The organism is Glutamicibacter sp. MNS18, from assembly GCF_026107515.2.
Taxonomy (GTDB): Bacteria; Actinomycetota; Actinomycetes; order Actinomycetales; family Micrococcaceae; genus Glutamicibacter.
In genome coordinates this window covers 221,206-246,244 of the sequence record NZ_JAPCHW010000005.1, presented here as the reverse complement: position 1 = coordinate 246,244, position 25,039 = coordinate 221,206, and the positions used below count along the sequence as shown (strand labels likewise).

Annotated in this window: 23 protein-coding genes; 10 read left to right on the top strand and 13 right to left on the bottom strand. The window is 64.7% G+C overall.

Going from position 1 to position 25,039, the window contains the following annotated elements; genetic code table 11:
• Window positions 1-19: 19 nt before the first annotated feature.
• Genes aztC through aztB form a run of 3 tightly spaced genes read right to left on the bottom strand, consistent with a single transcriptional unit; the run spans window position 20 to window position 3,083 of the window.
• Window positions 20-940, bottom strand: a complete 921-nt coding sequence (gene aztC, locus OK351_RS08915) for a zinc ABC transporter substrate-binding protein AztC (RefSeq protein ID WP_265158018.1) — start codon at window positions 938-940, stop codon at window positions 20-22.
• A complete protein-coding gene (locus tag OK351_RS08910; RefSeq protein ID WP_265158016.1) occupies window positions 937-2,208 on the bottom strand; it encodes an ABC transporter in 1,272 nt (423 codons plus the stop codon). Before OK351_RS08910 ends, aztC begins: the two co-directional genes overlap by 4 nt.
• Window positions 2,205-3,083, bottom strand: coding sequence for a zinc ABC transporter permease AztB (aztB, locus tag OK351_RS08905; protein WP_306349478.1), 879 nt, complete (start codon window positions 3,081-3,083; stop codon window positions 2,205-2,207). The genes OK351_RS08910 and aztB overlap by 4 nt, the downstream gene beginning before the upstream one ends.
• A 52-nt stretch (window positions 3,084-3,135) precedes the next feature.
• On the opposite strand from aztB, the gene OK351_RS08900 reads away from it, so the two are divergent.
• Window positions 3,136-3,765, top strand: coding sequence for a metal ABC transporter ATP-binding protein (locus OK351_RS08900; protein WP_265158012.1), 630 nt, complete (start codon window positions 3,136-3,138; stop codon window positions 3,763-3,765).
• Between the two features lie 39 nt (window positions 3,766-3,804).
• Here OK351_RS08900 and bioB read toward each other — a convergent pair whose 3' ends face one another.
• The 5 genes from bioB to OK351_RS08875 all read right to left on the bottom strand — a co-directional run bounded on the left by bioB (window position 3,805) and on the right by OK351_RS08875 (window position 10,009).
• On the bottom strand, window positions 3,805-5,037 hold the full coding sequence (bioB, locus tag OK351_RS08895; protein ID WP_265158010.1) for a biotin synthase BioB: 1,233 nt from the start codon (window positions 5,035-5,037) through the stop codon (window positions 3,805-3,807).
• A gap of 232 nt (window positions 5,038-5,269) precedes the next feature.
• On the bottom strand, window positions 5,270-5,920 hold the full coding sequence (locus tag OK351_RS08890) for a GntR family transcriptional regulator (protein WP_265158008.1): 651 nt from the start codon (window positions 5,918-5,920) through the stop codon (window positions 5,270-5,272).
• 81 nt (window positions 5,921-6,001) lie between these two features.
• A complete protein-coding gene (gene tcuA, locus OK351_RS08885; protein WP_265158006.1) occupies window positions 6,002-7,492 on the bottom strand; it encodes an FAD-dependent tricarballylate dehydrogenase TcuA in 1,491 nt (496 codons plus the stop codon).
• 146 nt (window positions 7,493-7,638) lie between these two features.
• The gene (locus OK351_RS08880; RefSeq protein WP_265158004.1) at window positions 7,639-8,388 is read right to left on the bottom strand and encodes a response regulator; all 750 of its coding nucleotides are present in this window, start codon (window positions 8,386-8,388) and stop codon (window positions 7,639-7,641) included.
• Window positions 8,381-10,009 carry a sensor histidine kinase gene (locus tag OK351_RS08875; RefSeq protein WP_265158002.1) on the bottom strand — a complete coding sequence of 543 codons (1,629 nt, stop codon included), beginning with the start codon at window positions 10,007-10,009 and terminating at the stop codon, window positions 8,381-8,383. The genes OK351_RS08880 and OK351_RS08875 overlap by 8 nt, the downstream gene beginning before the upstream one ends.
• Before the next feature lie 135 nt (window positions 10,010-10,144).
• Here OK351_RS08875 and OK351_RS08870 point away from each other — a divergent pair, with 135 nt between their 5' ends.
• The 3 genes from OK351_RS08870 to OK351_RS08860 are packed head-to-tail and all read left to right on the top strand — an operon-like array spanning window position 10,145 to window position 13,335.
• On the top strand, window positions 10,145-11,146 hold the full coding sequence (locus OK351_RS08870; protein ID WP_265158000.1) for a Bug family tripartite tricarboxylate transporter substrate binding protein: 1,002 nt from the start codon (window positions 10,145-10,147) through the stop codon (window positions 11,144-11,146).
• Window positions 11,143-11,799, top strand: coding sequence for a tripartite tricarboxylate transporter TctB family protein (locus OK351_RS08865; RefSeq protein ID WP_265157998.1), 657 nt, complete (start codon window positions 11,143-11,145; stop codon window positions 11,797-11,799). Before OK351_RS08870 ends, OK351_RS08865 begins: the two co-directional genes overlap by 4 nt.
• Entirely contained in the window at window positions 11,800-13,335 is a 1,536-nt protein-coding gene (locus OK351_RS08860) for a tripartite tricarboxylate transporter permease (RefSeq protein ID WP_265157996.1), read from the top strand. It begins immediately after the preceding gene.
• An 84-nt stretch (window positions 13,336-13,419) separates the two neighbouring features.
• Here OK351_RS08860 and OK351_RS08855 read toward each other — a convergent pair whose 3' ends face one another.
• Window positions 13,420-15,159 (bottom strand): FAD-binding protein, encoded by a 1,740-nt coding sequence (locus OK351_RS08855; RefSeq protein ID WP_265157994.1) that lies wholly within the window; start codon window positions 15,157-15,159, stop codon window positions 13,420-13,422.
• Between the two features lie 77 nt (window positions 15,160-15,236).
• Here OK351_RS08855 and OK351_RS08850 point away from each other — a divergent pair, with 77 nt between their 5' ends.
• The 6 genes from OK351_RS08850 (at window position 15,237) to OK351_RS08825 (ending at window position 21,299) form a co-directional block, all read left to right on the top strand.
• Entirely contained in the window at window positions 15,237-16,166 is a 930-nt protein-coding gene (locus OK351_RS08850; RefSeq protein WP_265157992.1) for a LysR family transcriptional regulator, read from the top strand.
• Between the two features lie 54 nt (window positions 16,167-16,220).
• Window positions 16,221-18,050: a heavy metal translocating P-type ATPase gene (locus OK351_RS08845; RefSeq protein WP_265157990.1), complete on the top strand. Its 1,830-nt coding sequence runs from the start codon at window positions 16,221-16,223 to the stop codon at window positions 18,048-18,050.
• 87 nt (window positions 18,051-18,137) lie between these two features.
• On the top strand, window positions 18,138-19,289 hold the full coding sequence (locus OK351_RS08840; protein WP_265157988.1) for an MFS transporter: 1,152 nt from the start codon (window positions 18,138-18,140) through the stop codon (window positions 19,287-19,289).
• Between the two features lie 87 nt (window positions 19,290-19,376).
• Window positions 19,377-19,772, top strand: a complete 396-nt coding sequence (locus OK351_RS08835) for a DUF4190 domain-containing protein (protein ID WP_265157985.1) — start codon at window positions 19,377-19,379, stop codon at window positions 19,770-19,772.
• A 97-nt stretch (window positions 19,773-19,869) separates the two neighbouring features.
• Window positions 19,870-20,853: a diaminopimelate dehydrogenase gene (locus OK351_RS08830; protein WP_265157983.1), complete on the top strand. Its 984-nt coding sequence runs from the start codon at window positions 19,870-19,872 to the stop codon at window positions 20,851-20,853.
• Window positions 20,854-20,927: 74 nt separating this feature from the next.
• A complete protein-coding gene (locus OK351_RS08825) occupies window positions 20,928-21,299 on the top strand; it encodes an META domain-containing protein (RefSeq protein WP_265157981.1) in 372 nt (123 codons plus the stop codon).
• Window positions 21,300-21,371: 72 nt separating this feature from the next.
• On the opposite strand, the gene OK351_RS08820 is transcribed toward OK351_RS08825, so the two are convergent.
• The 4 genes from OK351_RS08820 to OK351_RS08805 form a co-directional block, all read right to left on the bottom strand.
• Window positions 21,372-21,926 carry a YceI family protein gene (locus tag OK351_RS08820; protein WP_265157979.1) on the bottom strand — a complete coding sequence of 185 codons (555 nt, stop codon included), beginning with the start codon at window positions 21,924-21,926 and terminating at the stop codon, window positions 21,372-21,374.
• A 222-nt stretch (window positions 21,927-22,148) separates the two neighbouring features.
• Window positions 22,149-23,126, bottom strand: a complete 978-nt coding sequence (locus tag OK351_RS08815; RefSeq protein ID WP_265157977.1) for a glycine betaine ABC transporter substrate-binding protein — start codon at window positions 23,124-23,126, stop codon at window positions 22,149-22,151.
• Window positions 23,123-23,851, bottom strand: coding sequence for an ABC transporter permease (locus OK351_RS08810; protein ID WP_265157975.1), 729 nt, complete (start codon window positions 23,849-23,851; stop codon window positions 23,123-23,125). The genes OK351_RS08815 and OK351_RS08810 overlap by 4 nt, the downstream gene beginning before the upstream one ends.
• A complete protein-coding gene (locus OK351_RS08805; RefSeq protein WP_265158383.1) occupies window positions 23,848-25,035 on the bottom strand; it encodes an ABC transporter ATP-binding protein in 1,188 nt (395 codons plus the stop codon). Before OK351_RS08805 ends, OK351_RS08810 begins: the two co-directional genes overlap by 4 nt.
• Between the last annotated feature and the right edge of the window lie 4 nt (window positions 25,036-25,039).

The following is a 25,039-nucleotide window of genomic DNA, read 5'->3' as shown; positions in this document are numbered from 1 at the left end:
TTTCATGGGGCGGGCTGCTCTAGCCAAGCCCGTCGGTAATTCGTTCGGTATTGCTGTACATCATTTCCAGGTAGCTTCCGGCCCCGTCACCGGGTTCGCTGAGCGATTCGCTGAACAGCTCGATGACCTCGACGTGGATTCCTGACTCCTCGGCCAGGGCCCGCACCAGCCGGTCCGGTTGCGAGGATTCGGCGAAGATCGCCGGCACCCCGGCCTGCCTGATAGCCGTGGCCAGCCCGTCCAGGTCCGCCGCACTGGGTGCGGCCAGGGTGGTGCCGCCCGGGATCACCGCGCCGACAAGCTTGAAATCATAGCGCTCGGCCAGGTAGCCGAAGACGTGGTGGTTGGTCACCAGGGCCCGGCGTTCGGACGGTATCCGCCTGAACGAGTCACGCATCCGTTCGTCCAGTTCCACCAGTTGCGCCCGGTATTCCCGGACGCCGAGTTCCACCGCCGGGATGTCGATCCCCTCAACCGTCGCCAGTTCCCTGCCCAGCGCGTCAACAACCTCGGCCATCCGCAACGGGTCGGTCCAGAAGTGCGGGTCCGGGGTGTCGCTTCCGGCATCGGGCGCGTAGTCCAGCACCGCCAGGTGGTCCCCGGCCACGAAGAGCCGTGAACCGGAGGCGGCGGCCCGGGACAGGTGCTGTTCCAACCCCTCTTCCAGACCCAACCCGCTGGTCACCAACAGGTCGGCCTCGGCCATCAGCGCCGATTCGCGGGCCGAGACCGCGAAGGAGTGCGGGTCGGCGTTGGGTTTCATCAAGGTGGTCACTTCTGCCGCATCCCCCACCACCTGTTCGACCACGTCGCCCAGGATATTGGTGGTCACCACGATCCGCACCGGTTCCCCGTCCGGTGCGGTGGCCGTGCACCCGGTCAGCAGCAGCGCGGCCACCGTGCCGACCAGCAGCAGCCGGCGCCTGAACCGCCCGGTCACCGGCCGGTCTCCGCCATGAAGACCGCGTCCGTCGGTGTGTCCAGGCTGCGAGTGATGCGCCCGCTATCGGCGAAATCGATCTCATGGACGGTTCCGCTGGCCGGGTCGTTGAGGTAGGCGCGGCTTTGGTCCACGGACAGTTCGACCCCCTGCAGCAGCTGCGGGTCGTCAACCAGGTGTGCCAGCAGCGGTTCGCTGACCGCGGTCTCCTCGCCGGACTCCAGCTGGTGGATCCGCAATCGCCCGGCATCATCCAACGCGATCACATGTCCCTTGGCATCGTCAACCGCGATGACCCGCAGCAACGTCCGGCCCTGCCAGATCCGTTCCCAGCTTTTTGCCCTGGCATCCAGGATCCAGGCGCCGTGCTCGCCGGCCAATGCCGCGACACTGGGCCGAGCCTTGCGCCCGGCGAAGTCCATGGCCCGCTCGGCGGCCGGAACCCGTTCCGGGTATGGAATCTTCTCGAATTCGGGGGTTTCGCCGGTCCCGGTGGCCACCAGCGCGCCGTCGGCGCACCCGAGAACTACCCCGGCAGCGGTGGTGATACTACCGTGGGCCTGTGGGCAATCGGCTTCGCTGTCCGCCACCGGTACTCCTTCCTCGTCCACGTATCGGACGCCCGTGACTTGGCCGTCGTTATCGGTCCGGCTGACCAGGGCCCCCTTCCCGAAGGGCGAGAGCAATGTCTGGTTTTCTTCGAGTTGGATACTGAAAACCTCTTGGAGGCGCCCGTGGGACAATTCCTTGTTATCCAGCACGGTCGCCTGGCCGGTCTCGGGGAAGAAGACCCCGGTGCCGCCGGAGGTGGAATGCGCCGAGATGGAGACGATCGCCGGGCCGCTCCCCTCCAGATTTCCCAACAGTCCCGGGGTGCCCCGGTAGTAGTGGAAGTGGTCCCCGTGGGCCCAGCTCCACATACCCGAATCAATGACCTGTACCCCTGCCCCGGTATCGGCAAAGACGTACCGCCCATCGCTGTCCACGTTGTGCGGAACCGGGATCTGTCCCAGCTCCCGGCCCTCTTCGGAGACCAGGTCCAGCATCCCGACCCGCCCCTGGGAATCGATGCTCACCAGATGTAGCGGGGCTTCACTGGTTTCCTGGACCCCGTGCTCGGGTTCGGGCTCGTGATCATGGGATTCGTGCTGTTCCCCGTTTCCGGAGAGGGTCGTTGATGGCTCGTTGCCTGGCGCGTTCTGGGCGCAGGAGGTGAGGACGAGCAGGGACACCGAGGTGGCCAGCAAGCCGGTGAGGGCGCGATTCATGCATTTCCTTTGCTCATGGCTGGAGTTGTTGTCGGTTGTGTGCGCTGGTGTGTTGCCGAATGGCCGCTGCGCATGGCCAGCGAGCGGACCAGCGCCGAGCACAGGCTCAGTCCTATGGCCGCGGCCGCAATGGAGGCCCCCGCGGCGGTCCCCAGATACCAGGAGATCAGCAAGCCGCAGAGCACCGAGGTGATGCCGAAGAGCGAGGCCAGCACCATGGTTCCCGGGATACGTGTGGTCCAGCGGTTTGCGGCCACCACCGGGGCCAGCAACAGGCCGACCACCAATAATGTCCCGACCGCCTGGTAGGAGGCGACAACGGCCAAGGTGACCAATCCGACCAGGATCACCTGGGTGCGCAGTGGCCTGAGTCCCAGGAGCTGGGCGATCCTCGGGTCGAAGGCGGCCGCGGTAAACGCCCGGTGGAACGTCACGGCAATCACGACGGCCAGTCCCAGCGCACAGGACAGCACCAGCAGGTCACCGGCGGAGATCGCGAGGATGTCGCCGAAGAGCATGGTGGTGGCGTCGGTGGCGAAACTCCGGGAGTGCGACACGATGATCACCCCGGCGGAGAGCATTCCGACAAACAGCAACCCGATGCTCGTGTCGTAGGAGAGCCGGCCCCGCCGTTGCAGTACGCCGATGGCCGCGCTCATCACGATCGCGCTGCCTGCAGCACCGAGGAGCAATGGCCATCCCAAGACGGTGGCCAATGCAACGCCGGGCAGCATGCCGTGGCCAAGCGCTTCCCCCAAGAAAGCCATGCCGCGGACAACCACCCAGGTTCCAGCAATACCGCAAATGATGGCCACCAGGCTGCCTCCGGTCAGGGCCCGGAGCATGAAGTCTGCATTCAGGGGTTCAATCAACACGAGAACGAACATACCGTTAATGAGAATCATTAGCAATTGATACACTGGTTGCATGACTTATGCCCCGCCCACCATCACCGCCAGCGACCTGTGCTTCGGTTACGCCACACAGGACGTGCTGCGCGACATCCACTTCCAGCTGCACCCGGGAGAATTGACAGCCATCGCAGGCCCGAACGGTTCAGGCAAGTCGACACTGCTGGAGTTGCTGGCCGGACTGCATGCGCCGCGGCAAGGGAAAATCCAGCGTCGCGGCACGGTTGCGCTGGTGGTGCAGCATACCCGGGTTCCCGACACCTTGCCGGTCACCGTACGTGATGTCATAGCCATGGGAACCTGGCGCCCACGCTCCGGCCGTCGCATCCCTACGGCGGATGTGGCGCGCTGCGCCCGCCAGGTTGACCTGGAGGATCTCCAGCATCGGCCGTTCAACACGCTCTCCGGTGGCCAACGCCAACGCACACTACTGGCGCAGGGGCTGATCCAACAGGCTCCGACCCTGCTGCTGGACGAACCGGCGGCCGGACTGGATATCGAGAGCCGGAAGAAGATGCATGAGATCCTCCGTCACGAAGCCGACCGCGGCACCGCCGTCTGCCTGGTCAGCCACGACCAGGACTCCCTGGAATTGGCTGACCGGGTCATCCGGTTGGAATCGGGCAGGCTGCTCGCAGCGCACTGACCAGGGGAAATCCCGACTGCCGGACGGCCGTCAGATCCTTCAGGCGTTGGGCAGCTGCCCCGTCCCTGCCCCACGGCGGCGCAGGGTGGGCGCGGGCACCTCCACGGGAACCTGGCACCCCTGGGTCGCGCCGGAACAACTGGCCGCACAAGAGGTGCCACAGCCGGCCGCCGCGACCTGCTGCGGAGGCAGGGCCGCGGTATCCCGGCGCAACTGTTCCGCGAGCCGGTACGGATCTTCGCCCTCCTGGCCCAGCACCACGAAGCCGGCGTCCGCGATCATGGCAAGATCCTGGACTGCCGCCTGCCCCTCGCTGGTCAGGTAGTCCCCCAGAAACAGCGAGTTGGCCACTTCCAGGGCCGCGGCCTGCTGCGAGCGCAGGTGCATTTCCCGGCCCCCGGCCATGCGCAGCTCCACATCCGGGCAGGCCAGCCGGACCAATGCCAGGATGCGCAGGCAGGCCAATGGCGTCAGCAGCCAGGTACCCTGTAGCGGAGTACCGTCGAAGGGCATCAGGAAGTTGACCGGAATGGACTGCGCGCCCAGCTCACGCAAAGCGAACACCGCCTCCACGAGCTGTTCCGGCGTTTCGCCCATGCCCACGATCAGCCCGGAGCACGGCGAAAGCCCCGCCTGCTGGGCCCGCTCGACGGTATCCACCCGGTCCGCGAAGGTGTGGGTGGAACAGATCTCGGGGTACAGGGACTCGGCGGTATTCAGGTTGTGGTTGTAGGCATCGGCTCCGGCCGCGCGCAGGCGCTCGGCCTGCCCTTCCTTCAGAATGCCCAGGCAAGCACACACCTCGATCTCGGGATGCTCGCCCTTGAGCCGCTCAACCATTCCAGCCACGCGGTCCACATCCCGGTCCGTGGGACCCTTGCCCGAGGCGACCATGCACACCCGCGATGCCCCACCGGCCACGCCGAGGCCCGCCTGGCGCACTGCCTCATCCTGCTTCAACCAGGTGTACTTGAGGATTTCAGAGGTGGACCCCAGGCGCTGCGAGCAATAGGTGCAGTCCTCTGGACACAAACCCGATTTCAGGTTCACGAGGTAGTTGACCTTCACGGTGTTACCGAAGTGCCTGCGCCGCAGGAGGCCGGCCGCGCCCACCAACGCATGGGTTCTCGAGTCGGGGGTGCTGAGCACGGCCAGCGCCTCGGTGCGATCAAGCCGATGCCCGTCGGCAATGCGCGCGGCTAGCGCGCTGGCATCAAAGTCGCTGCCGGCTGTCTCCGGCAGGGCCGTCGGGGAACTCTGGGTTGCTCTCATGGAACACGTCGCCTCTCACGGGGTGGCGTCCAGCATCACCAAGGGAATCACTGAACGCTGTTCAATACTGGTTGCGACCACTGTACACAAGAAACTTGAACACCGTTCAACGAAGAACGTAACATTTCCCGACTCCGCTGTCGGAGCAGGGGGCGGACGGGTACCGGGGTACGTGGGCCCGGCCGGTCAGGGAGGAGTCCCCCGAGGGGCACCCCACATCACGCATGCGTGGCTACTCGCCGGGCACTCCCACGTTGGAGAACATGCGCAATCTCATGGCCTTGGCCGTTCTCATGTGATCCTGGATCACCTGGCGGGCACGATCCGGCTCGCGGTCACGGATGCATTCCACGATCCGGGCATGTTCATCCAGGGATTCCTCCCAGCGTGCCCCGACCGACAGGGTCGAGTTCGGAGCGTGCACATGGTGTGTGGCCAGCCGGTCAAGAATATCTTCCAGTACGGGGTTACGCGCCGACTTCCACAACGCCTGATGGAATTCGATATTGGTGACCAGCCGCACGGCATTGTCGGGGCGTTCCAGGGACCTGTCCCTGTCAACCAGCGCCTGCAGGCGGATGATGTCAGGCTCGGTGCGGCTCAGTGCCGCTTCGGCGGCAGCCTGTCCTTCAAGCATGATGCGCAGGTCGTAGACCTGCATGATCTGTTCCGGATCGATTTCCTTCACATATAGGCCGCGGGCCCTTCGCTCTAGCAAACCTTCATGGAGCAGCCGGGTCAGGGCTTCACGGACCGGGGTACGCGAGACCCCGAATTCCTCGGACAGCGTCACTTCGCGCAATGCGTCTCCCGGCGCGTACTGGCCACTGAGCAGCCGCTGTTTCAACTTTGCGTGGATTGCCTCGGAATCGAGCTTCGCCATGTCCCTTGCCTACCTACCCGGTGGGGCCACCTCGTTCCCGCGGCGCAGGGTGTTGCCCCGCGGGAACGGTCAATGGATTACTTATGCCAGATTACCGGCTCGGCGGCCGAAGACGACACCGGCGGCCAGGCCCGACCCACCAGGGTAGTTGGTCGAGAACAGTCCGCCGAGCATTTCCCCGCAGGCAAAGAGCCCGTCGATGACCTCACCGTTCTCGTTCAGAACCTCGCCATTGATGGTCCCCTTCAGCCCCCCGAAGGTGAAGGTGATACCGCAGGTGACCGGGTAGGCGTAGAACGGCCCGGTTTCCAGCGGGGCCGCCCAGTTGCTCTTGGGAGGACTTACCTTGGCCGCACGCCCATCCAGTACGTTCGGGTCATAGGGGATGCTGGTGTCGATGGCGGCGTTGTACTCGGCCACTGTCCTGGACAAGGATGCGGCATCCACCCCGATCTTTCCGGCCAGTTCCTCGATCGAATCGGCAACCACCTCGGAGATCCCGGGCATCTCGTATTCTTCACTACGCAGCATCGGGCGCAGCGAGGCATCGAAGACCTGGTAGGCGATCGAATCGGGTTGCTGGAGAATGACCTTGCCGTACTTGGCGTAGGTCAGATTGCGGAAGTCCGCGCCTTCATCGAGGAACCGCTCACCGCGGTTGTTCACGATGATGCCCAACGGGTAGCTTTGGCGGGTCAACCGGTTGGTCAGTTCACGATTGGACTCGTTGTGCGCGGTGTTCGCATCCCACTGCACCGAGTGGCAGGTGTTCCAGTCCCCGCCCTTGGCGGCACCGATTTCCAGGCCAGCGGCGATCATTTCACCGTTATTGAACGGGGTACCGCGGACCTTGGCATGCTGCCACCCCTCGCCCAGGTGCTCGCGGCGCCATTCGGCACTGGACTCGAAGCCTCCGGCGGCCAGAATGACCGACTCTGCCCGCAGTTCCCGCTCCAGCCCATCGACGCGCACCTTCACTCCGACAACCCGTCCGCCGTCCACTATCAGCCCGTGGACATCCTGGCCGAACCGGACCTCGGTACCCAACTTCCCGGCCACGGCCAGGTGATCGTGCATGAGCCCCTCGCCACCTCCGACATTGCCCACATGCAGACCGCCCCAGAACAGGTAGGTGCCGTCTTCTCGGGCGTAGGCCTGGCGCTCGTACATCAGCCGGTACTTCAGTCCAAGTGAGTTCAGCCAGCGCAGCCCCGGGGCCGCTTCCTCGACCAGCACCGCGGTCATGTCCTCGTCATTGCGCCCCTCGGTGACTTTTTTGATGTCCGCGGCGTAGTCGGCAGCCGAATATGGAGGAACCTCGGAGAGCGGGTGGCGCTCATCGAACTCGATGAAGTCCTGCAGGTCCTCAAGCCCATCGTGGGCAATGCGGGTGGCCCCGGCGGTGTAGTAGCTGTTTCCGCCAAACTGGTCCCTTGGCGCCTTCTCCAGCAGCAGGACCTTGCGACCACGGATCGCGGCGGCATGGGCAGCAGTAAATGCCGCATTGCCTCCCCCGACCACGATCACGTCGGCATCCAGCGCAGTGCGGTTGGCTTCTGGGGTGGTTGTCATGTTCGGAACCTTTCCGGATGGCGAACCATGTTCTCAGGCACCCCGTCGGATGGGACTGCATGGTTCAGTGGTCAAAATCGTGGATCCGAAATTAGTGTATACACAAAAATACAATGAAAACCATAAAGCTGCGGTTTCTTTAGTTTCTAAACCCTCCAGCGGTAGCGGTGCTCGGGTCGCCCCGTCGCCCCATAACGCGGCCGTAGTTCCGCCAGCTTCCGCGAAACCAGGAAGTCAAGATACCGGCGGGCGCTGACTCGGGAGATGCCACAGGTCTCGGCAACCTCCCTGGCCGACAAGGTCCCGTCCCCCGCTCCATGGGCCGTTCGCAGCTCCTCGCTGATCATGGCCAGGGTTGGTGCGGTGAACCCCTTGGGTAGCTGGGTGGTATCGGCACTTGTGGCCTTCCCGGGCTCCAGCCACGATCCGGGGCCGACCGGCGGCAGGTCCCGCCCCGTCGCCGCGGCCATCAGCCGGTCGATCTCCTGCTGGTCCCATCCCCCGAAATCCGTACCGGCTTCAGCTTGCTCCACCCGGTCGCGGTAGGCCTCCAGCCGCGCGTTGAACTCCTGCACCGTAAAGGGCTTAACCAGGTAGTCATCCGCCCCTTGCCCCACGGCCCTGCGCACCGACTCGCGTTCGTTGTCCGCGGTGATCATGATGACATCCACCTCCAGATCCGCGGCACGCAACCTGGACAACACCTCCAGGCCATCAAGATCAGGAAGGTGGACATCCAGCAGCACCAGGTCGACGTCATTCTCCAGCACGAACGGCAGGACCGCCCCGCCGCGCTCCAGCACGCCTACCACCTCGAACCCGTCCAGGTGCTCGAGGAAGCGCCGGTGCAACCGTGCCACCGCGAAATCATCATCAACTACCAGTGCCTTAATCATCGCTCTCCAGGGTTCCACCGTTTTCACTCACCGTACCGCGCCGGGGCGTAACACGTTCGGGCCAAGCCGCCACTATATGCGCCCCGCCAAGATCGGCCCGCTCCACCCGGAGGACACCCTGTCGGCGGGTAATGATCCTATCGACCAAGGTCAACCCGATGCCCCGCGAATGGGCAGCGACTCCCGGCTTGAGCTTGCTGCTGTACCCCATGCGCAGCAGGGCCGGGAGCTGGTCCGGGTCAATCCCTGGTCCCGAATCCTTGACTTCTATACGCACCCCGGTGACACCGGCATTGATCCGCATGGACACGACCCCGCCGTCCCCGGCAGCCTCGATGGCGTTGGACAGCAGGTTCGAGGTCACCGTGGCTACATCCTCATCCGCCTTCCACCCAACCTTCGTGGATGTCCCGGGGTGGATCCGGAGCTCGACCCCGGCCTCCCGGGCCACGGCGAGCTGGGCATTACAGATCGCCGCCAACATCGGGTCCTCCACCGGTCGGTCGCTGTGCGCACCACTCGTCCCGGCATATCGCTGGATTTGCTCGGTGGCTTCCTCGATTTCCCCAATGGACAGTAGCCCCGAGACCAGGTGCAGTTGGTTGGTGAATTCATGGGCCTGTGCCCGCAACGTATCGGTCAGGCTCTTCTGCCCCCGCAATTCGCGTAGGGTGTTTTCCAGTTCCGTACGATCCTGGACCGTCAATGTCCGACCATAGCGGTTGTCTCCGACCAGCGCTTCGCGACGGGTGGCGATCAGTACGCGCTCACCCGAGAGGACGGTTTGGGTCATCTCGGCCTGCGGTGATTCGCTGCGCAACAATTGCACGACACCCGAATCCAGAACGGCCTGCATGGGTTGGCCGACCACCTGCTCGGGCAAATCCAGCAGCCTCCGGGCTTCCCGGTTCACCAGCGTCACCGTGCCCTCCCGGTCAACACCCAGCACCCCTTCGTCAATGCTGAACAGCACCGCCTGGTGCGCCTGCAGCAACGAGCCCACCTGTTCGGGTGCCACCCCGTAGATCCGGTACACCGCCCGGGAAGCCAGCCCGGCGCCAATGGTTCCGATCCCGGCAGCCAGGATGATCCACGGCGCGAAACCCCACACCACTTCCGCCAGATTGGCCCGTACCGTACTTTGCAACACACCCACCGACACCGTGCCCACGACCTGGCCCTGGTGGTAGATCGGCTCCTTCACCCGCAAGGTCAACCCCAGTGGCCCTTGCTCGATCCCCCTGAAGGTGCCGCCCTGGCGAATGTCCTCATGCTCCGAAGACACCGGCTGTCCGATCTGTCCGGGATCCTGGTGGGCCACGCGGATTCCATCCATATCCGCGATGGTCACGTAATAAACCCCGGATACGGCGGTGGCCATACTGGCGATAGGTGCCACCCGGGCCACCGGGTCCGTCGAGACCATGCCCTGCTGCACGGCCTGAAGTCCGGCCAGTTCGGAGGCTGCGGTCTCCACCCGATCGAAGGCCATCTCCTCGACCCGGTGGATCTCCACGCGCATCACCACCAAGGAGACCAGCAGCACGGTCCCCAGGACAATACCAAGCTGAAGCAGGAGAATCCGGGCGCGTAGCCTACGCGGATTGCCGGTTTTACCCATTGAACCCATCCACCATTTACTTTACTTTCTTAACGTCCAGTTATGACCAGAACCACATTTTCACTGTGTGGTTCATCACTTCTCTGTCATCGTTGAATCGCGCACATCGAGACTCGGTGAGGCGGATCACTAGCAATGAGGTTACGGAACATGGTGGACAAACGCATAATGGGCAAGGTGGTGTACGGCGTCGCGGTCGTGGCCATCGCCGGGCTCGCCTTCACCAACGCGGCGGCATCCGGTGGGGAATCCTCCGCCAGGAACAAACTGGTATTGATGGCACCGGCGGCCCCCGGCGGCGGTTGGGATGGTTTCGCCCGCGAAGCGCAGCAGGCCATGAAGTCCATCGGTACGGTCAATAACATCCAGGTGACCAACATTCCCGGTGCCGGCGGCACCATCGGCCTGAGCCAGTTCGTGCAGATGACCGGTCGCCACGACATGATGATGGTCACCGGCGGTGTGATGATCGGCGCCGTCGAGCTGGCCAACTCCGATACCACGCTGGATGATGTGGAGCTGGTGGCCCGCCTGGCCGACGATTATGCGGCACTGGTGGTGCCGGCCAAATCCGATATCCAGGACCTGGACGACTTCATCGAGGTGTGGCGTGAGGACCCCGGGGGCACCTCCATCGCCGGTGGCTCGCTCGGTTCCATCGACCACCTGCTCACCGGCTATGTTGCCCAGAAGGTGGGGATCGATCCGGCAGACACCAACTACATCGCCTATTCCGGCGGCGGCGAGGCGCTGACCTCGATGCTCTCGGGAACCACGGTGGGCGGGATCTCCGGCTACAACGAAGTAGCCGACCAGGTCGAGGTCGGAACCCTGCGTGCCCTGGCGATCTCCTCGGAAGAGCGTCTCCCCGGCGTCGATGTACCCACCTTCAAGGAACTGGGCGTGGATGCCGTCATGGCCAACTGGCGCGGATTCGTTGGTGCCCCGGGAATCACCGAGGAGCAGAAGCAGGAATTCGTCGAGATCGTCACCGAGTTTCGCGATTCCCAGCAGTGGCGCGACGCCCTGGAACGTAATAACTGGACGGATAGTTTCATGGTCGGCGACCAGTTCGCCGACTTCGTTGACAACGAAATCACCGTCACCGCACAAATCATCGAAGGACTGGGACTATGACTACCCCAACCACGCAACCGGAATCCCCGGCACCGCGCCTGCCCCAGCAGTCGACACACCAGGCACAGGGTTTCTGGGCCGGACGCAGCGAATTAGTCGTCCCGGCCCTGGTTCTGGCGCTGGCGGTATTCCTGACCTACCAGACGGCCACCATGCAGGTACTTGGCAGTTCGGTACCCGGCCCCCAGTCCTTTCCCACGATCGTCTGCGTGCTGCTCTACGCCATGGTGCTCATACACACCATCCAGATCCTGCGTCACCCGCGGCTGCCCGATCCCACCGATGACTCGGGTAATCCGGATTTCTCCAGCGACATGCTCGGTGACCTGGCCGATGCCACCGAACGCGGGCGCAGCAAGATCGAGGGGCGTACACCGGATGCGAAACTGCCCGCCGGGTGGAAAGCCTACTCGGATTGGAAAACCGTGGGCATGGTCATCGCCGGGGTTGCCGGGTTCACCTTGCTGCTGCCCTACGCAGGCTGGATCCTGTCCGCCTCGGCCCTCTTCTGGATCGTTTCCCGTGCGCTGGGCAGTAAGCGGGCCGTGTTCGACATCAGCATCTCGGTGCTCTTCGCGTCGGTAATCCAGCTGGCCTTCAACGCCGGACTGGGACTGAACCTGCCTTCGGGCTTCCTGGAAGGACTGCTCTAAATGGAACAGATCATGCTGTTGATGGAGGGCTTCTCCCAGGCCCTGACCCCGATGAACCTGCTGTGGGTACTGATCGGCGCCCTCTTGGGAACCGCCGTTGGTGTCCTGCCGGGACTCGGCTCGGCCATGGCAGTGGCGCTGCTGCTGCCCATCACCTTTTCGTTGGACCCGACCGCGGCCTTCATCATGTTCGCCGGTGTCTACTATGGCGGCCTCTTCGGCGACTCGACCTCCGGCATCCTGCTGAACACCCCCGGAAACTCCTCGGCCATCGCCTCAACCTTCGAGGGCCACCGCATGGCCCGCAACGGCTTGGCGGCCAAGGCCCTGGCCACTGCCGCCATGGGAGCCTTCATTGGCGGGCTGTTGGCCACCACCGTAGTGGTCTTTTTCGCCCCGACCCTGGTCAAGTTGGCCACGGCCTTCGGCCCGGCCGAGTACTTTGCGCTGGCGGTCTTCGCCTTCCTGGCAATTTCCTCCGTGGTATCCGATTCGATCGTCAAGGGCCTGATTTCCCTGGGGATCGGATTGGTGCTGGCCCTGGTGGGTGTGGATGGCCCGTCGGGAACGGTGCGGTACACCCTGGGTCTGCCCCAGCTCTTTGATGGCATCTCGATTGTGGTCATCACCGTGGGCTTGCTGGCCTTGGGCGAAGTGCTGCATATTGCCGCCCGCATCCACCGTGACCCCGAGGCGCTGAGGATCAAGCCAAGCGGCCGGCCACGGCTCTCCCGTCACGATCTGCGCAAGGCCATGCCGGCATGGTTGCGTGGCACCGCCTTCGGCCTGCCCTTCGGCATCATCCCGGCTGGTGGTTCGGAAGTCCCCACGTTCCTGGCCTACGGCACCGAGAAAAAGCTGGCGAAACGTCGTGGGGATATCGAGTTCGGTCAAATCGGTTCGATCCGCGGTGTCGCGGCACCGGAAGCAGCCGGCAATGCCACCGCAGGCACCGCCATGGGCGCCCTGCTGGCGTTGGGCCTGCCGACCTCGGCTACCGCCGCCATCATGATCGCCGCGTTCCAGCAATACGGCATGCAGCCCGGTCCGCTCTTGTTCGAACGCAGTGGCGACATGGTCTGGACCCTCTTGGCCTCACTGTTCATCGGCCTGGTCATCCTGCTGATCATGAATATGCAGTTCGCCGTGTTGTGGGCCAAACTGCTGCTGGTACCACGCCATTACCTCTACGCCGGGATCACGGTCCTCTCGGTACTGGGCGTCTACGCCATCAGTGCTTCCACCCTGGATCTGTGGGTTCTGCTGGGTGTGGGCCTGGTCGGCTTCATGATGCGCCGCTACCAACTGCCATTGGCGCCGGTGCTGATCGCGGTCATCCTCGGCCCGCTGGCGGAAACCGAACTGCGACGTGCCCTGACGGTGTCCGAGGGCGATCTGTCCACACTGGTCTCCAGCCCGGTCACCATTACCCTCTACATCATCTTGGCAATCACCCTGGTGGTCAGCGGCATGCAGCATATGCGCCACCGTCGGAAGGAACGCGAGGGACAGGCAAGTGAACTGACCAGCGTCTAAAGCAGGATAGCCCGAACGGGCTGTCCACCAAGGCCCCGGCCAGAACGCATATCGGCTGCCGGCCGGGGTGTTGGTGCAGCTTCGCTACTCCACGAGCTTGCCGGCCGTGGAAACCTCGCGGATCAGTTCGGCGATCTCCTGCGGGATGCCGGGAATCTCCTCGCGGCTGATTCCCGCCGTGGGAGACCACACCAGGTTCACCTGCAGCTCCGGGTCCATCTGCGGATAATCGCTGCGGTTGTGGCAGCCGCGGGTTTCGCGGCGTTCCAGGGCCGCCTCCAGGGTGGCCCTGGCCGACAGTGCCGAGGACAGCAGGTCGAAGGCATGGGCCAGATCCTGGTAGCCGGCGATATCCGGGTGGATGCCCACGTTCCCGATCCGTTCCTCGATCTGCGCGAGCTTCTCCAAACCCGCCGTCAACCCGGCTTCGTCGCGCACCACCCCGGCATGCTCGGTCATCAGGTCGCGGATCGCCCGTTGCAGGGCACGCACGTTCTCCACGCCATCGGCGGCCAACAGCTTCTCCACCCTGGCCCGCGCCGCGGCCACAGCGTCCGCCGAACGGGTCTGCGCTTGGAGCTTCGCCGAGTACTCGGCGGCAGCCTGGCCCACGATCCGGCCGAAGACCAGCAGCTCGATCAGCGAGTTGCCACCCAGCCGGTTCGCACCGTGCAGTCCGCTGGAGGCTTCCCCGATGGCGTAGAGCCCGTTGACCTCGGTGGCGTGATCGTGCGGGTTCACCCAGACCCCGCCCATAGAGTAGTGCGCGGTGGGGGCGATCTCTATCGGCTCGCGGGTGATATCACGCATCTGCACCTCCAGCATGGTCTGGTACACCCGCGGCAGCCGCTCCATGATGACCTCGCGCGGCAGGTGGGAGATGTCCAGCCAGACACCGCCCTTCTCCGTCCCGCGCGCTTCCTTGATCTCGGTATAGGCTGCCAGCGCCACCCGGTCACGGGTGGACAGTTCCATCCGCTCGGGGTCGTAGCGCTCCATGAACCGTTCGCCCAGTGCGTTGCGCAGGATCCCGCCCTCACCGCGGGCGGCTTCCGAGATCAGGGTTCCGGCGGCATTTTCCGGTTCGATGATGCCCGAGGGGTGGAACTGCACCAGCTCGGGGTCCCGTAGCCGGGCGCCGGCTTCCACGGCCAGGCGGAACGAGTCCCCGGTATTCTCATCCCGGCGCGATGAGGTGCGCCGCCAGATCCGGTTGTGCCCGCCGGCGGCCAGGATCACCGCGTCGGCGTGGATGAGATAGCGGGTTCCGTCGTTCAGGTCGAATCCGTAGGCCCCGAAGACCCGGTTGTGCTGAACCAGCAGGTCGGTGATGTACACGGTGTCCAGGATGGGGATCTGCAGTTGCTCACTGCGTGCCACCAGGCTTCGCTGGATTTCCAGCCCGGTGTAGTCCCCGGCAAAGGCGGTGCGGCGGAAGGTGTGGGCGCCGAAGAAACGCTGGGAAATCCGCCCGTCGTCCTCCCGGGCGAAACCCATGCCGTAGCGTTCCAGGTCGGCGATCCCCTGGGCGGCGCCGCGGGCCACGATCTCCACGGTGCGCGGGTCGGCCAGGTAGTAGCTTTCCTTGAGCGTGTCCGCCGCGTGCTGCTGCCAGCTATCCTCGGTGTCCATGGTGCCCAGTGCGGCGTTGATGCCCCCCGCAGCCAACGAGGTGTGCGCGTCATGGCGCGGCCGCTTGCCCACCGCGAGCACGTCGGTGCCCTGCTCGGCCAGCTCGATGGCCGAGCGCAGTCCGGAGCCGCCGGTGCCGATGACCAGCACGCTGGTGGCGATGTTCTTTTCCCTAACCGTTGTTTTCTTCATGCTTTCCACGCTAGAAACCACCCGGTCATTCGTCCAATGAATTATCCGAGTCATCTCAATGCGTTTATGCTATGAACATGAATCTGGAACAGCTTCAGGGCTTCCTGGCCGTGGCGAACACCGGCCATTTCACCAGGGCAGCGGCACAATTGCACCTGGCCCAACCCACCCTCAGCCGGCAAATCTCCACGCTCGAGACCGAGCTGGGTTCCGAGCTGTTCCACCGGGCCCGGGGCAACATCACACTCACCGCGGCCGGCGAAACCCTGCTGCCGGTGGCCACCCGGATGCTCGCCGATGCCGAGCACATCCGGTACCAGATGCAGCAGTTGCGCGGCCTGCACTCCGGCAGGGTTCGGCTTGGCGCCCCACCGACGCTCTGCGTCTCGCTGGTGGCCGAGGTGCTGGAGAAGTTCCATGCCGCCTACCCGGGCGTCGACCTGGTCCTGCACGAATCCGGTTCCCACGGCCTGCTGGAGGACCTGGCCACCGGAATGCTGGACCTGGCGCTAGTGGTCACCTCTGAACACGAGCCGGCCCCCACCCAAAGTCTGGAGCACCTGCCACTGTTCACCGAGGAGCTATTGGTGATCTCCTCCAAGCGCACACCGGGCGGACAGCCCGGACAGCAGCTGGCACTTGACGAACTGGCAGGGCTTCCGCAGATCGCCTTCTCGCACAGCTACGACCTGCGGGCGGCGACCATGCAGGCCTACCGGCAACATAACCTGACCCCGCATATCGTCCTGGACGGCGGCGAAATGGATGCTGTACTGCGCTTCGTCGAGCGCGGCCTGGGGGTGGCCGTCGTCCCTGCCATGGTGTTGCTGGACCGGCCCGGGCTGTCCACCAGCCGACTCGTTCAACCGGCACTGAGCCGCACCATCTCATTGGCCCACCGCAAGGATGTGCACCCCACCCGTGCAGCGGCCGCCATGCAGCAGATGCTGCGTTCCACGGTGGCCGATCTGGCCGCAGGCAATCCTGCCATCCGATCCTTGCTGTAGCGCTCTACGGTACCGGTCTTGGACAGGCCGGGGTATTGCGGCGACCATGGGAGCATGAGGACCTTGATCCAGTTCGTGAAAACCTACTTCCTGCTCGCGCTTACCGCCTGCGCCATGGCGGCCACACTGCTTCTGTCGTTGGCCGGCCTGGATACCGCCAGCCGCACGGTGGCCACCAGCATGATCGCGGTGGCCTGCCTGTGGATCGGGGTGGACATGTTCCGCAGCCTGCTGCGCAAGCACTATGGCCTGGACATCCTGGCGCTGGTGGCAATCATCGCCTGTGTGCTGGTCGGCGAGTATCTGGCCTCGCTGATCATCGTGCTGATGCTCACCGGCGGCGAAGCGCTGGAGGCCTATGCAGGACACCGCGCCACCGGGGAACTGGCCAGCCTGCTCGAACGCAAACCCACCCTCGCCCACCGGGTCGACGAGGCCGGGCAGATCATCGATCTCGCCGCCGGGGAGGTCCAGGTGGGCGACACCCTGCTGGTGCGGCCCGGCGAGCAGGTTCCGGTCGACGGCCAGTTGCTTGACCAGCAGGCCACCTTCGACGAGTCCTCGCTGACCGGGGAGTTCCTCCCGGTCACCCGCTCCCGGGGCGAGCAGGTGTATTCCGGCTCGGTCAACGGCTCAAGGGCCGTGCGCCTGCAGGCGGTGCGTACCGCCGATGACAGCCAATACCAGCAGATCATCGCCTTGGTCCGACAGGCCCGCGAGTCCAAGGCCCCGGTGGCCCGGCTGGCCGACCGTTTCGCCATCCCCTTCACCCTCTTTTCGCTGCTGCTGGCCGGCGGGGCATGGCTGCTCTCCGGCGATCCGCTGCGTTTCGCCCAGGTGCTGGTGCTGGCCACCCCCTGTCCGCTGCTGATCGCGGTCCCGGTGGCGTTTCTGGGCGGGATGTCCAAGGCCGCCAAGTCCGGGATCATCGTCAAGGGCGGGGCAGTGATCGAGCGGCTCGCCGCGGTGCGCGGCGCGGCCTTCGACAAGACCGGAACCCTGACCAGCGGCCGTCCCGACCTGGTCAGGATCATCCCTTCCGGTGTCATCAACGAGGACCGGTTGCTGCAGCTGGTGGCCTCGGCCGAACAGTATTCCAGCCATGTGATGGCCGCGGGGATCAGCAAGGCCGCCACCGGCCGGGGGCTGGAGCTGCTTGCCGCCCAGGACGCCCGGGAGATCGCCACCAACGGGGTCATCGCCACGGTGCAGGGTCACCGGGTGGCGGTGGGCAAACCGGCTTTCATCGCCTCGCTCGGCGCCCGGCCGGCGCGTGTGGACCTGGAATCGGGTCAGACCGCGGCCTACGCGAGCATCGACGGCGAATTCGCCGGAGCCCTCGTGCTGGCCGATACCCCACGCCCCGAGGCGCGCGACACCCTGGCCTGGCTGTCCTCCCACGGCATCGAACGCCAGGTGATGCTCACCGGCGACGTGGCCGATTCGGCCCGGCTGGTGGCCGGCGTTGTGGGGATTGAGGAAGTGCATGCCGAACTGCTGCCAGGCGGGAAGGTCCAGCTGCTCGATGCGTTCACCCCGCGACCACTGATGATGGTAGGCGACGGGGTCAATGACGCGCCGGCCCTGGCCACCGCCGATGTGGGCATCGCGATGGGGTCACGAGGTTCGACCGCCGCCGGACAGGCCGCGGATGCGGTGATCCTGCGCGACTCGCTGGCCCCGGTCGCCGAGGCGGTGGCCATCAGCCGTTTCACCTACCGGGTGGCGCTGAGCGCCATCTGGATCGGGGTCGCCCTGAGCGTGGGGCTGATGCTGGTGGCCACCACCGGGGTGATCCCGGCCGTACTCGGTGCGCTGCTGCAGGAGGTGGTGGACCTGGTGGTCATCATCTACGCACTGCGTACGCTGCGTGGGCCCCGGTAGGTTTCGACGCGGAACGCAATATCTTCGGGGTTCGACCCGTCTGTCTGGTTGGATGGGCTGTTGGCTCGATGTGAAGGACGGCGCAGCATGGCAGGAAACGACCCGACCCGGGTGCCGGACTCGGCACTGCGGTTCATCGGCTTCCTGGCCTTCTTCGATCGCTACGCCACCGCCCCGATGCTGCTGGCGCTGTCGCTGGCCACCGAGCTGAGCCTGGGCCAGGCGGTGCAGCTGGTCGCCGGGTACTCACTGTTCTACGCCGTGGGGCAACCGGTCTGGGGTATGCTCAGCGACCGGTTCGGGCGGTTGGCGGTGCTGCGCACGGCCCTGGTCGGCGCGCTGCTCGGGGCCCTGGCCAGCACCCTGTTCACGTCCTACCTGCCGCTGTTGCTGGTGCGGTCGCTGACCGGGCTGATGTTCGGTGCCCTCTACCCCACCTTGCTGACCCTGCTCGGGGACACCCGGACCGGGATCGAGCGGGCGCGCGGCCTGTCGGATTTGCAGGTCTATTCCTCCTTGGGTACCACCCTGTCCACACTGGCTGCCGGCGCACTGGCCACCTTCGTCGACTGGCGGCTGGTTTTCGCCCTGCCCGCCCTGGGCGCCCTGGCGGCCCTGTTCAGCCTGCGCAAGGTTGCCGCCGCAACCCGCACCGTCCGCGGATTCACCCTGAAGCCGGCCTTCACCGGATCCACGCTGCTGCTGTACGCCGTGGTGTTCCTCGAAGGTGCGCTGCTCATGGGCCTGCTGACCTACATCGTCCCGGCGCTGCAGGACCTGGGCATCGACATCGGGCTGGCCGGCCTGCTGGGCTGCGGTTTTGCCCTGGGTGTGATCCTCGGTGCCCGGTTGATGCGCCGGCTGGTGGCACGTTTGCCCCGAACCGTCCTGATCGGGCTGGGGGCCGTGATCCTGTTGGGCGGCTTCGCGGCTTCCGCCTTCTGGTTCTCCGCGGTGGCGCTGACCATCACCGCGACCCTGATGGGGGCGGCCAACGCCATCATGCATTCCTCCATGCAGGGCTGGGCCACCGATGTGGCCCCGACGGCGCGGGCCACCACCGTCTCCTTCTTCGTCTTCAGCTTGTTCCTCGGCGCCGCGGCAGCCACCTGGGTCACCGCCTCGCTGGCCGAGACCGGTCACTACGCCACGATTTTCCAGTACGGTTTCTACGCCACCATCCTGCTGGGCATCCTGGCCACCGGCACCCATGAATTGTGGAAACGAAAAGTCTCCTAAGTTCCTGTGCACTGTCCCCGGGCACTGGTGGCCCACGGCGCATATTGGTTCAATGGAACCACCAACTCCTCGAGGATCGTGACCATCATGTCGACTCCCGCCAACGAACCGCACAACCCCTATTCCCAGGGCGGTCCGTCCTATGACGGCGCGTCCTTCGACCAGCCGCCCCGGTTCCACGGTTACACCCCCGCCGGTGATCCGCTTCCCGGGCCCAACAACCCGCGACCGAACGATCAGGGCGCGCAACTGGCGCAGACCGCCATGGTGCTCGGGATCCTCGCCCTCGTCTTCAGTTTCCTGGGCTTCATCTTCGGACCGATTGCCATTCTCAAGGCCCGCCGCGCCGAACGGGACTTCGCCACCCCCGCCACCGTCGGCAAGGTCACCGGGTGGGTTGGTAGCATTCTGGGTCTGCTCTGGGTCATCGGCGCACTGTTTGCCCTGATCGCCTTGCTCTTCTTCATCCCGGTGGCCGGTTGAGCACCCACCACCGGCCTTCACAGACTTACCCCTTCGGCTGGGCAACCGCTAGCGTAAGGCTAATAGAGGTAGTACCAGCCAAGGAGATGGAATACACGTGAGCGCAAAGATCCGCATCGGCATTGCCGGCTACGGCAACCTGGGACGCGGCGTACAAGCCGCCGTCGCGAAAAACGCGGATATGGAACTGGTCGGCGTCTTCACCCGACGCGATCCGCAGACCCTGCAACTGGCTGCCGACGCACCGCGTTATGCACTGGACGATGTGGCCTCGCACGCCGGGGACATCGACGTGCTGATCCTGTGCGGCGGGTCGAAGTCCGACCTGCCCGAGCAGGGACCCGCGTTGGCTGCGCTGTTCAACACCGTGGACAGCTTCGACACCCACGCACGGATCCCGGAGCACTATGCCGCCGTTGATGCCCCGGCGAAGGCCGCAGGCAAGACCGCGTTGATCTCCGCCGGCTGGGATCCGGGAATGTTCTCCATCAACCGTGTCATCGGCGAGGCCCTGCTGCCCGACGGGGTCACCTATACCTTCTGGGGTCGCGGCCTGAGCCAGGGCCACTCCGACGCCGTTCGCCGGGTACCCGGTGTGGCCGGTGGTGTGCAATACACCATCCCGAGCCCGGCGGCGATCGATGCGGTTCGTGCCGGTCAGCGCCCGGAGCTGGAAACCCGGGACAAACACCAGCGCGAGTGCTATGTGGTGCTGGAGGACGGTGCCGATCCAGACACGGTGCGCGAGGCCATCGTGAGCATGGAGCACTACTTCGACCAGTACGACACCACCGTGCACTTCATCGACGCGCAGACATTGGCCACCGAGCACTCCGATATGCCGCACGGCGGCTTCGTCTTCCGTTCGGGCAATACCAGCGAACAGCAGTCCCAGGTCATCGAGTACTCACTGGCCCTGGGGTCAAATCCCGAATTCACCTCCAGCGTGTTGGTGGCCTACGCCCGTGCGGTCTTCCGGATGAACCGGGCCGGGATTACCGGTGCGCAAACCGTTTTCGATGTGGCCCCCGGTCTGCTGTCCCCCAAATCGGCCGAGCAGTTGCGCGCCGAACTGCTCTAGCCTGCAGCCAATCCCCCAGTGGCGGTGGTTAGGGTCTATCCACCGCCACCGTTGTGGGGCTAGCATTTGCTGGTATGAGCACCCCATACCGAAAATTGATCCTGGCACCCGTGCTCCTGCTGGCCCTGGCGGCTTGTTCGTCCGGCCCGGGAAAGTCCGATGAACACCCGTTGACCGGCAAGTTCGGCGGCGTAGCCGAAGGCGATCCCTTCCTGCAATTCGCCGAGGACGGTTCGCTAAGCGGCAACGACGGCTGCAACACCTTCACCGGCCAGTGGACCCGCGATGGCAATGAGGTGGATATCGAACTCGGCGCGATGACCCTGATGGCCTGCGAAGGCGTGGACACCTGGCTGAACACCGCGGCCGGGGGCACCGTGGATGCCACCATGCTGGCCCTGCGTGACGCCCAGGACCAGCCGATCGGCACCCTGGAACGTAACTGAGTTCCGCGTTAAACACGACGACCCCGGCAAGGGGGTCGTCGTTATTGCGGTGTGTGCCCCCAATGGGAGGTTTTACTCGGCGGTCGGCAGGACGAAGGCCGCGTCGATCTCGATCTTGACCTTGTCGCTAACCAGTACACCGCCAGCTTCCAGCGCGGCGTTCCAGGTGATGCCAAATTCCTTGCGGGAAATGGTGGTGGTGGCCGAGAAGCCGGCGCGGGTTGCGCCGAACGGATCCACGGCCTGGCCCCCGAATTCGGCGTCCAACTCGACTTCCTTGGTCACGCCCTTGATGGTCAGCTCGCCTACCAGGGCGAACGCGCCCGGTTCGCCCTGCAGGCCGGTGGAGCGGAAGCTCATGACAGGGAAGTTCTCGGCGTCGAAGAAGTCCTCGCCCTTCAGGTGGCCGTCACGGCCTGCGTCCTTGGTGTTCACCGAGGCGATCTGGATATCCGCGGTGACACTGGAGTCGGTCAGGGTCTCGCCGACCACCAAGGTGGCGTCGAATTCACCGAAGGTGCCGCGCACCTTCGAGATGCCAGCGTGGCGGACTACGAATCCGATTTCGCTGTGCGCTGCGTCCAGGTTCCAGGTGCCTGTGCTCAGGGTGGTGGCTGCTACGGTCATGGTGACTCCTTCTGGGTTCGGGTTCCGTGCCATTTGATTGACACATCAACTGTGCGTTGGTTCCAGTATGGCACAAAATAAATTGAAGCGTCAACAACATTCGTGGAATTCTTTGGTTCTTTTGCCACCGGCTCCCCCGGAATTCACGGAACCACTTGTCAACAAGGCATTAAAGACAACAGCCCGACAGGGAAATAACCTGCCGGGCTGTTCCAGGTGCTTCTAGGGTTCGGTGACCAACCCCTGTTGCACCATCCACTCGAAGGCGACGTCGGCCGGCTCCCGGCCTTCCACATCTACCTGCGCATTGAGGTCCTGCAGCGCTTCATCGGTCAGCAACGGGGCGATCTGGCCCATGATCTCACCAACCTGCGGCCACTGCTCGTTGAATCCGGCATTGATCATCGGGGCGACGTTGTAGCTCGGGAAATACTGTACATCGTCCTCGAGCACCGTCAGGTTCAGCGCCTTGATCCGGCCATCGGTCGTGAACACCTCCCCGAAGTTGCAGGCCCCGGCAGCCGTGGCCGAGTAGATGGCTCCCACGTCGTAGAGGCCGATATTCGATTCAGGCACATCGCTGCCGCGTTGCAACCCGATTTTCTCCAGCATCGGGGTCAGCCCGTCACGCCGCGAGTTGAATTCCGGATCCACGCAGAAGGTCAGGTCCGCGGCATCCACGTCCTTCAGCTCCGACAGCTTGGTGATTCCCAGTCGTGCGCTGACTTCCTCGTTCATCGCCATGGCATAGGTGTTGTTCAACGGCGCCGGCCGACCCCAGTGGATCCCGTTGGCCGCGTCTTCGTCATGCACCGCCTGCCATTGTTCCTCGGCGCCGATCACCGGCTCCTCGCGCCCGAGATAGGTCAACCAGGCGGTACCGGTATACTCCCAGAGCACATTGGCGGAGTTTCCCACCACCAGTTCACGCGCCGGCTGCGATCCGGGCACATTGGTCAGGTCGGTCACCTCGAACCCGGCCGTTTGCAGCGCGATGACCGCGATCTTCCCGACCAGCAGCTGTTCCGTGAACGATTTGGATGTCACGGTTACCGCCGCGTCATCTGGCAGATCCGCCAGTGGCTGGATCGTACCGGGGGCCGAGGCCGGCACGGTTCCGGTGGAGGGTGCCAGCCCGCAACCTGTCAGTGCCAACAGCATCGCGCCACCCAGGGCCAGTGTCTTCAATTTGCCTTTCACGACAGTCCCTTCGGTCGGGCCGCGGTTTCCACCAGCTGGCCAACCCAATCGATGCTCACTGCCAGCAGGGCCACCAGAATGGCCCCGGCAATCAGCACCGCGTTCAGGCTCAGATTCACCCCGGTGGTGATCAGGATCCCCAGGCCACCTCCGTCGATGAACGTAGCCAGGGTCGCGGTACCCACCAGCAGCACGAGCGCGGTCCGGATCCCGGAGAGCATGACCGGTACGGCTAAGGGGATTTCCACCTTGAACAGCACCGCCAGCTGGCTCATCCCGATACCACGACCGGCTTCCACCAGTCGCTGGTCGACCTGCTGCAAGCCGATCATGGTGTTGGATAGTACCGGAAGGATGGCATAGAGCACCATCGAAACCACTGCGGTCCGCGCGCCGAAGCCCAGCCAGAAGGCCAGCAGGACCACCAGGCCGATGGCCGGGGCAGCCTGGCCCACGTTGGCCACTGCACGCACCGCGGGAGCGGCGCGGCGGATTCCCGGCCGGGTCAGCAACACTCCGAGGGGAACGGCAATAACCAGGACGATCAGCGCCGCCCACAACGTGATCTCCAGGTGTTCACGGGTGTAGCCCCACACCGTTGCGGGGTCCAGGGTCTGGCGTTCGGTTTCGGTCAGGTCCGCGGTCAGCAGCCAGAGGAGCAGCAGCCCGAAGGCCGCCAGGATCCCCAGCAGCTGGAAAAGCAGTCCACGGTACGCGGAATTCACTGGCTACCACCACCGTCGTCGATGGCCACCTGGTTGATGGCCCCGGAATTCAATCCCACTGGAGCCTCCCCGTCGCCACCGGCCGCCGAATGAGCGGCCGCAATGGCCTCCATGACGGTCTGCACGGTGATCACCCCTTCGTACACATCCCGTCGGCCGGTGACAATGGCGGTTTCGGTGCTGGCCACCAGCATGGTGTCCAGGGCGTCATTCAAGGTGGCCTGCAACCCGACCGAGGGCAACGCGGGATCCGCGCTCCCCTCGATGATCTGGGCCCGGGAGAGCTGCCGGCGGGTCATCCGGCGTAGCGGACGATTGCGCGAGTCGAGCACCACTGCGTACTTCAAGCCGGCACCCTGCAGCTGGGAGAGCACATCGGAGGCATTCGCCCCGGGTTTGGTGGTAATGGCCTCGGCCAGCTCCACCTCGTGCACACGGGTAAGCGTCAACTGCTTGAGCCCGGCGCCGGAACCGATGAAGTTCTCCACGAACTCGCTGGCCGGGTTGGCCAGGATCCGCTCGGGCGAATCGTACTGTTCGAGCTGCGCCCCCTCATTGAAAATGGCGATCCAGTCTCCCAGTTTCACCGCTTCATCAAAGTCGTGGGTCACGCAGACGATGGTCTTCTGCACCTCGGACTGGATATTGAGCAACTCATCCTGCAAGCGCTGGCGGGTAATCGGGTCCACTGCGCCGAAGGGCTCATCCATCAGCAACACCGGCGGATCGGCCGCCAACGCCCGGGCCACGCCCACGCGCTGCTGCTGGCCCCCGGACAGTTCCTTGGGGAAACGGTGGCGGTACGTCTCCGGATCCAGTGACACCAGTTCCAGCAGCTCATCAACCCTGGCTGCGATCTTCTCCTTCGGCCAGCCCAGCATCTTGGGGACCATGCCGATATTTGTGGACACTGTCATATGCGGAAACAGGCCGCCGGCCTGAATCACATAGCCGATCCGGCGGCGTAGCTCGTCGCCGTTCATCTGGGTCACGTCGTCCCCATTGATCACGATCTTTCCACTGGACGGCTCGATCAGCCGGTTGATCATTTTCAGCGTTGTGGTCTTGCCGCAACCGGAAGGACCGACGAACATCACGATCGACCCGGCGGGGATTTCCAGCGTCAACCCGCCGACCGCGGACTTTTTCTGCCCCGGGTAGGTCTTGGTGACCTCCTCGAGCATGATG

Coding starts and splice junctions, on each gene's coding strand:
- OK351_RS08860 (WP_265157996.1), top strand. CDS start 11,800: ATGGAACAGATCATGCTGTTGATGGAGGGCTTCTCCCAGGCCCTGACC.
- bioB (WP_265158010.1), bottom strand. CDS start 5,037: ATGAGAGCAACCCAGAGTTCCCCGACGGCCCTGCCGGAGACAGCCGGC.
- OK351_RS08900 (WP_265158012.1), top strand. CDS start 3,136: ATGACTTATGCCCCGCCCACCATCACCGCCAGCGACCTGTGCTTCGGT.
- OK351_RS08890 (WP_265158008.1), bottom strand. CDS start 5,920: ATGGCGAAGCTCGATTCCGAGGCAATCCACGCAAAGTTGAAACAGCGG.
- OK351_RS08850 (WP_265157992.1), top strand. CDS start 15,237: ATGAATCTGGAACAGCTTCAGGGCTTCCTGGCCGTGGCGAACACCGGC.
- OK351_RS08910 (WP_265158016.1), bottom strand. CDS start 2,208: ATGAATCGCGCCCTCACCGGCTTGCTGGCCACCTCGGTGTCCCTGCTC.
- OK351_RS08835 (WP_265157985.1), top strand. CDS start 19,377: ATGTCGACTCCCGCCAACGAACCGCACAACCCCTATTCCCAGGGCGGT.
- OK351_RS08855 (WP_265157994.1), bottom strand. CDS start 15,159: ATGAAGAAAACAACGGTTAGGGAAAAGAACATCGCCACCAGCGTGCTG.
- OK351_RS08840 (WP_265157988.1), top strand. CDS start 18,138: ATGGCAGGAAACGACCCGACCCGGGTGCCGGACTCGGCACTGCGGTTC.
- OK351_RS08820 (WP_265157979.1), bottom strand. CDS start 21,926: ATGACCGTAGCAGCCACCACCCTGAGCACAGGCACCTGGAACCTGGAC.
- OK351_RS08870 (WP_265158000.1), top strand. CDS start 10,145: ATGAGGTTACGGAACATGGTGGACAAACGCATAATGGGCAAGGTGGTG.
- OK351_RS08805 (WP_265158383.1), bottom strand. CDS start 25,035: ATGCTCGAGGAGGTCACCAAGACCTACCCGGGGCAGAAAAAGTCCGCG.
- OK351_RS08845 (WP_265157990.1), top strand. CDS start 16,221: ATGAGGACCTTGATCCAGTTCGTGAAAACCTACTTCCTGCTCGCGCTT.
- OK351_RS08880 (WP_265158004.1), bottom strand. CDS start 8,388: ATGATTAAGGCACTGGTAGTTGATGATGATTTCGCGGTGGCACGGTTG.
- OK351_RS08825 (WP_265157981.1), top strand. CDS start 20,928: ATGAGCACCCCATACCGAAAATTGATCCTGGCACCCGTGCTCCTGCTG.
- tcuA (WP_265158006.1), bottom strand. CDS start 7,492: ATGACAACCACCCCAGAAGCCAACCGCACTGCGCTGGATGCCGACGTG.
- OK351_RS08875 (WP_265158002.1), bottom strand. CDS start 10,009: ATGGGTAAAACCGGCAATCCGCGTAGGCTACGCGCCCGGATTCTCCTG.
- OK351_RS08865 (WP_265157998.1), top strand. CDS start 11,143: ATGACTACCCCAACCACGCAACCGGAATCCCCGGCACCGCGCCTGCCC.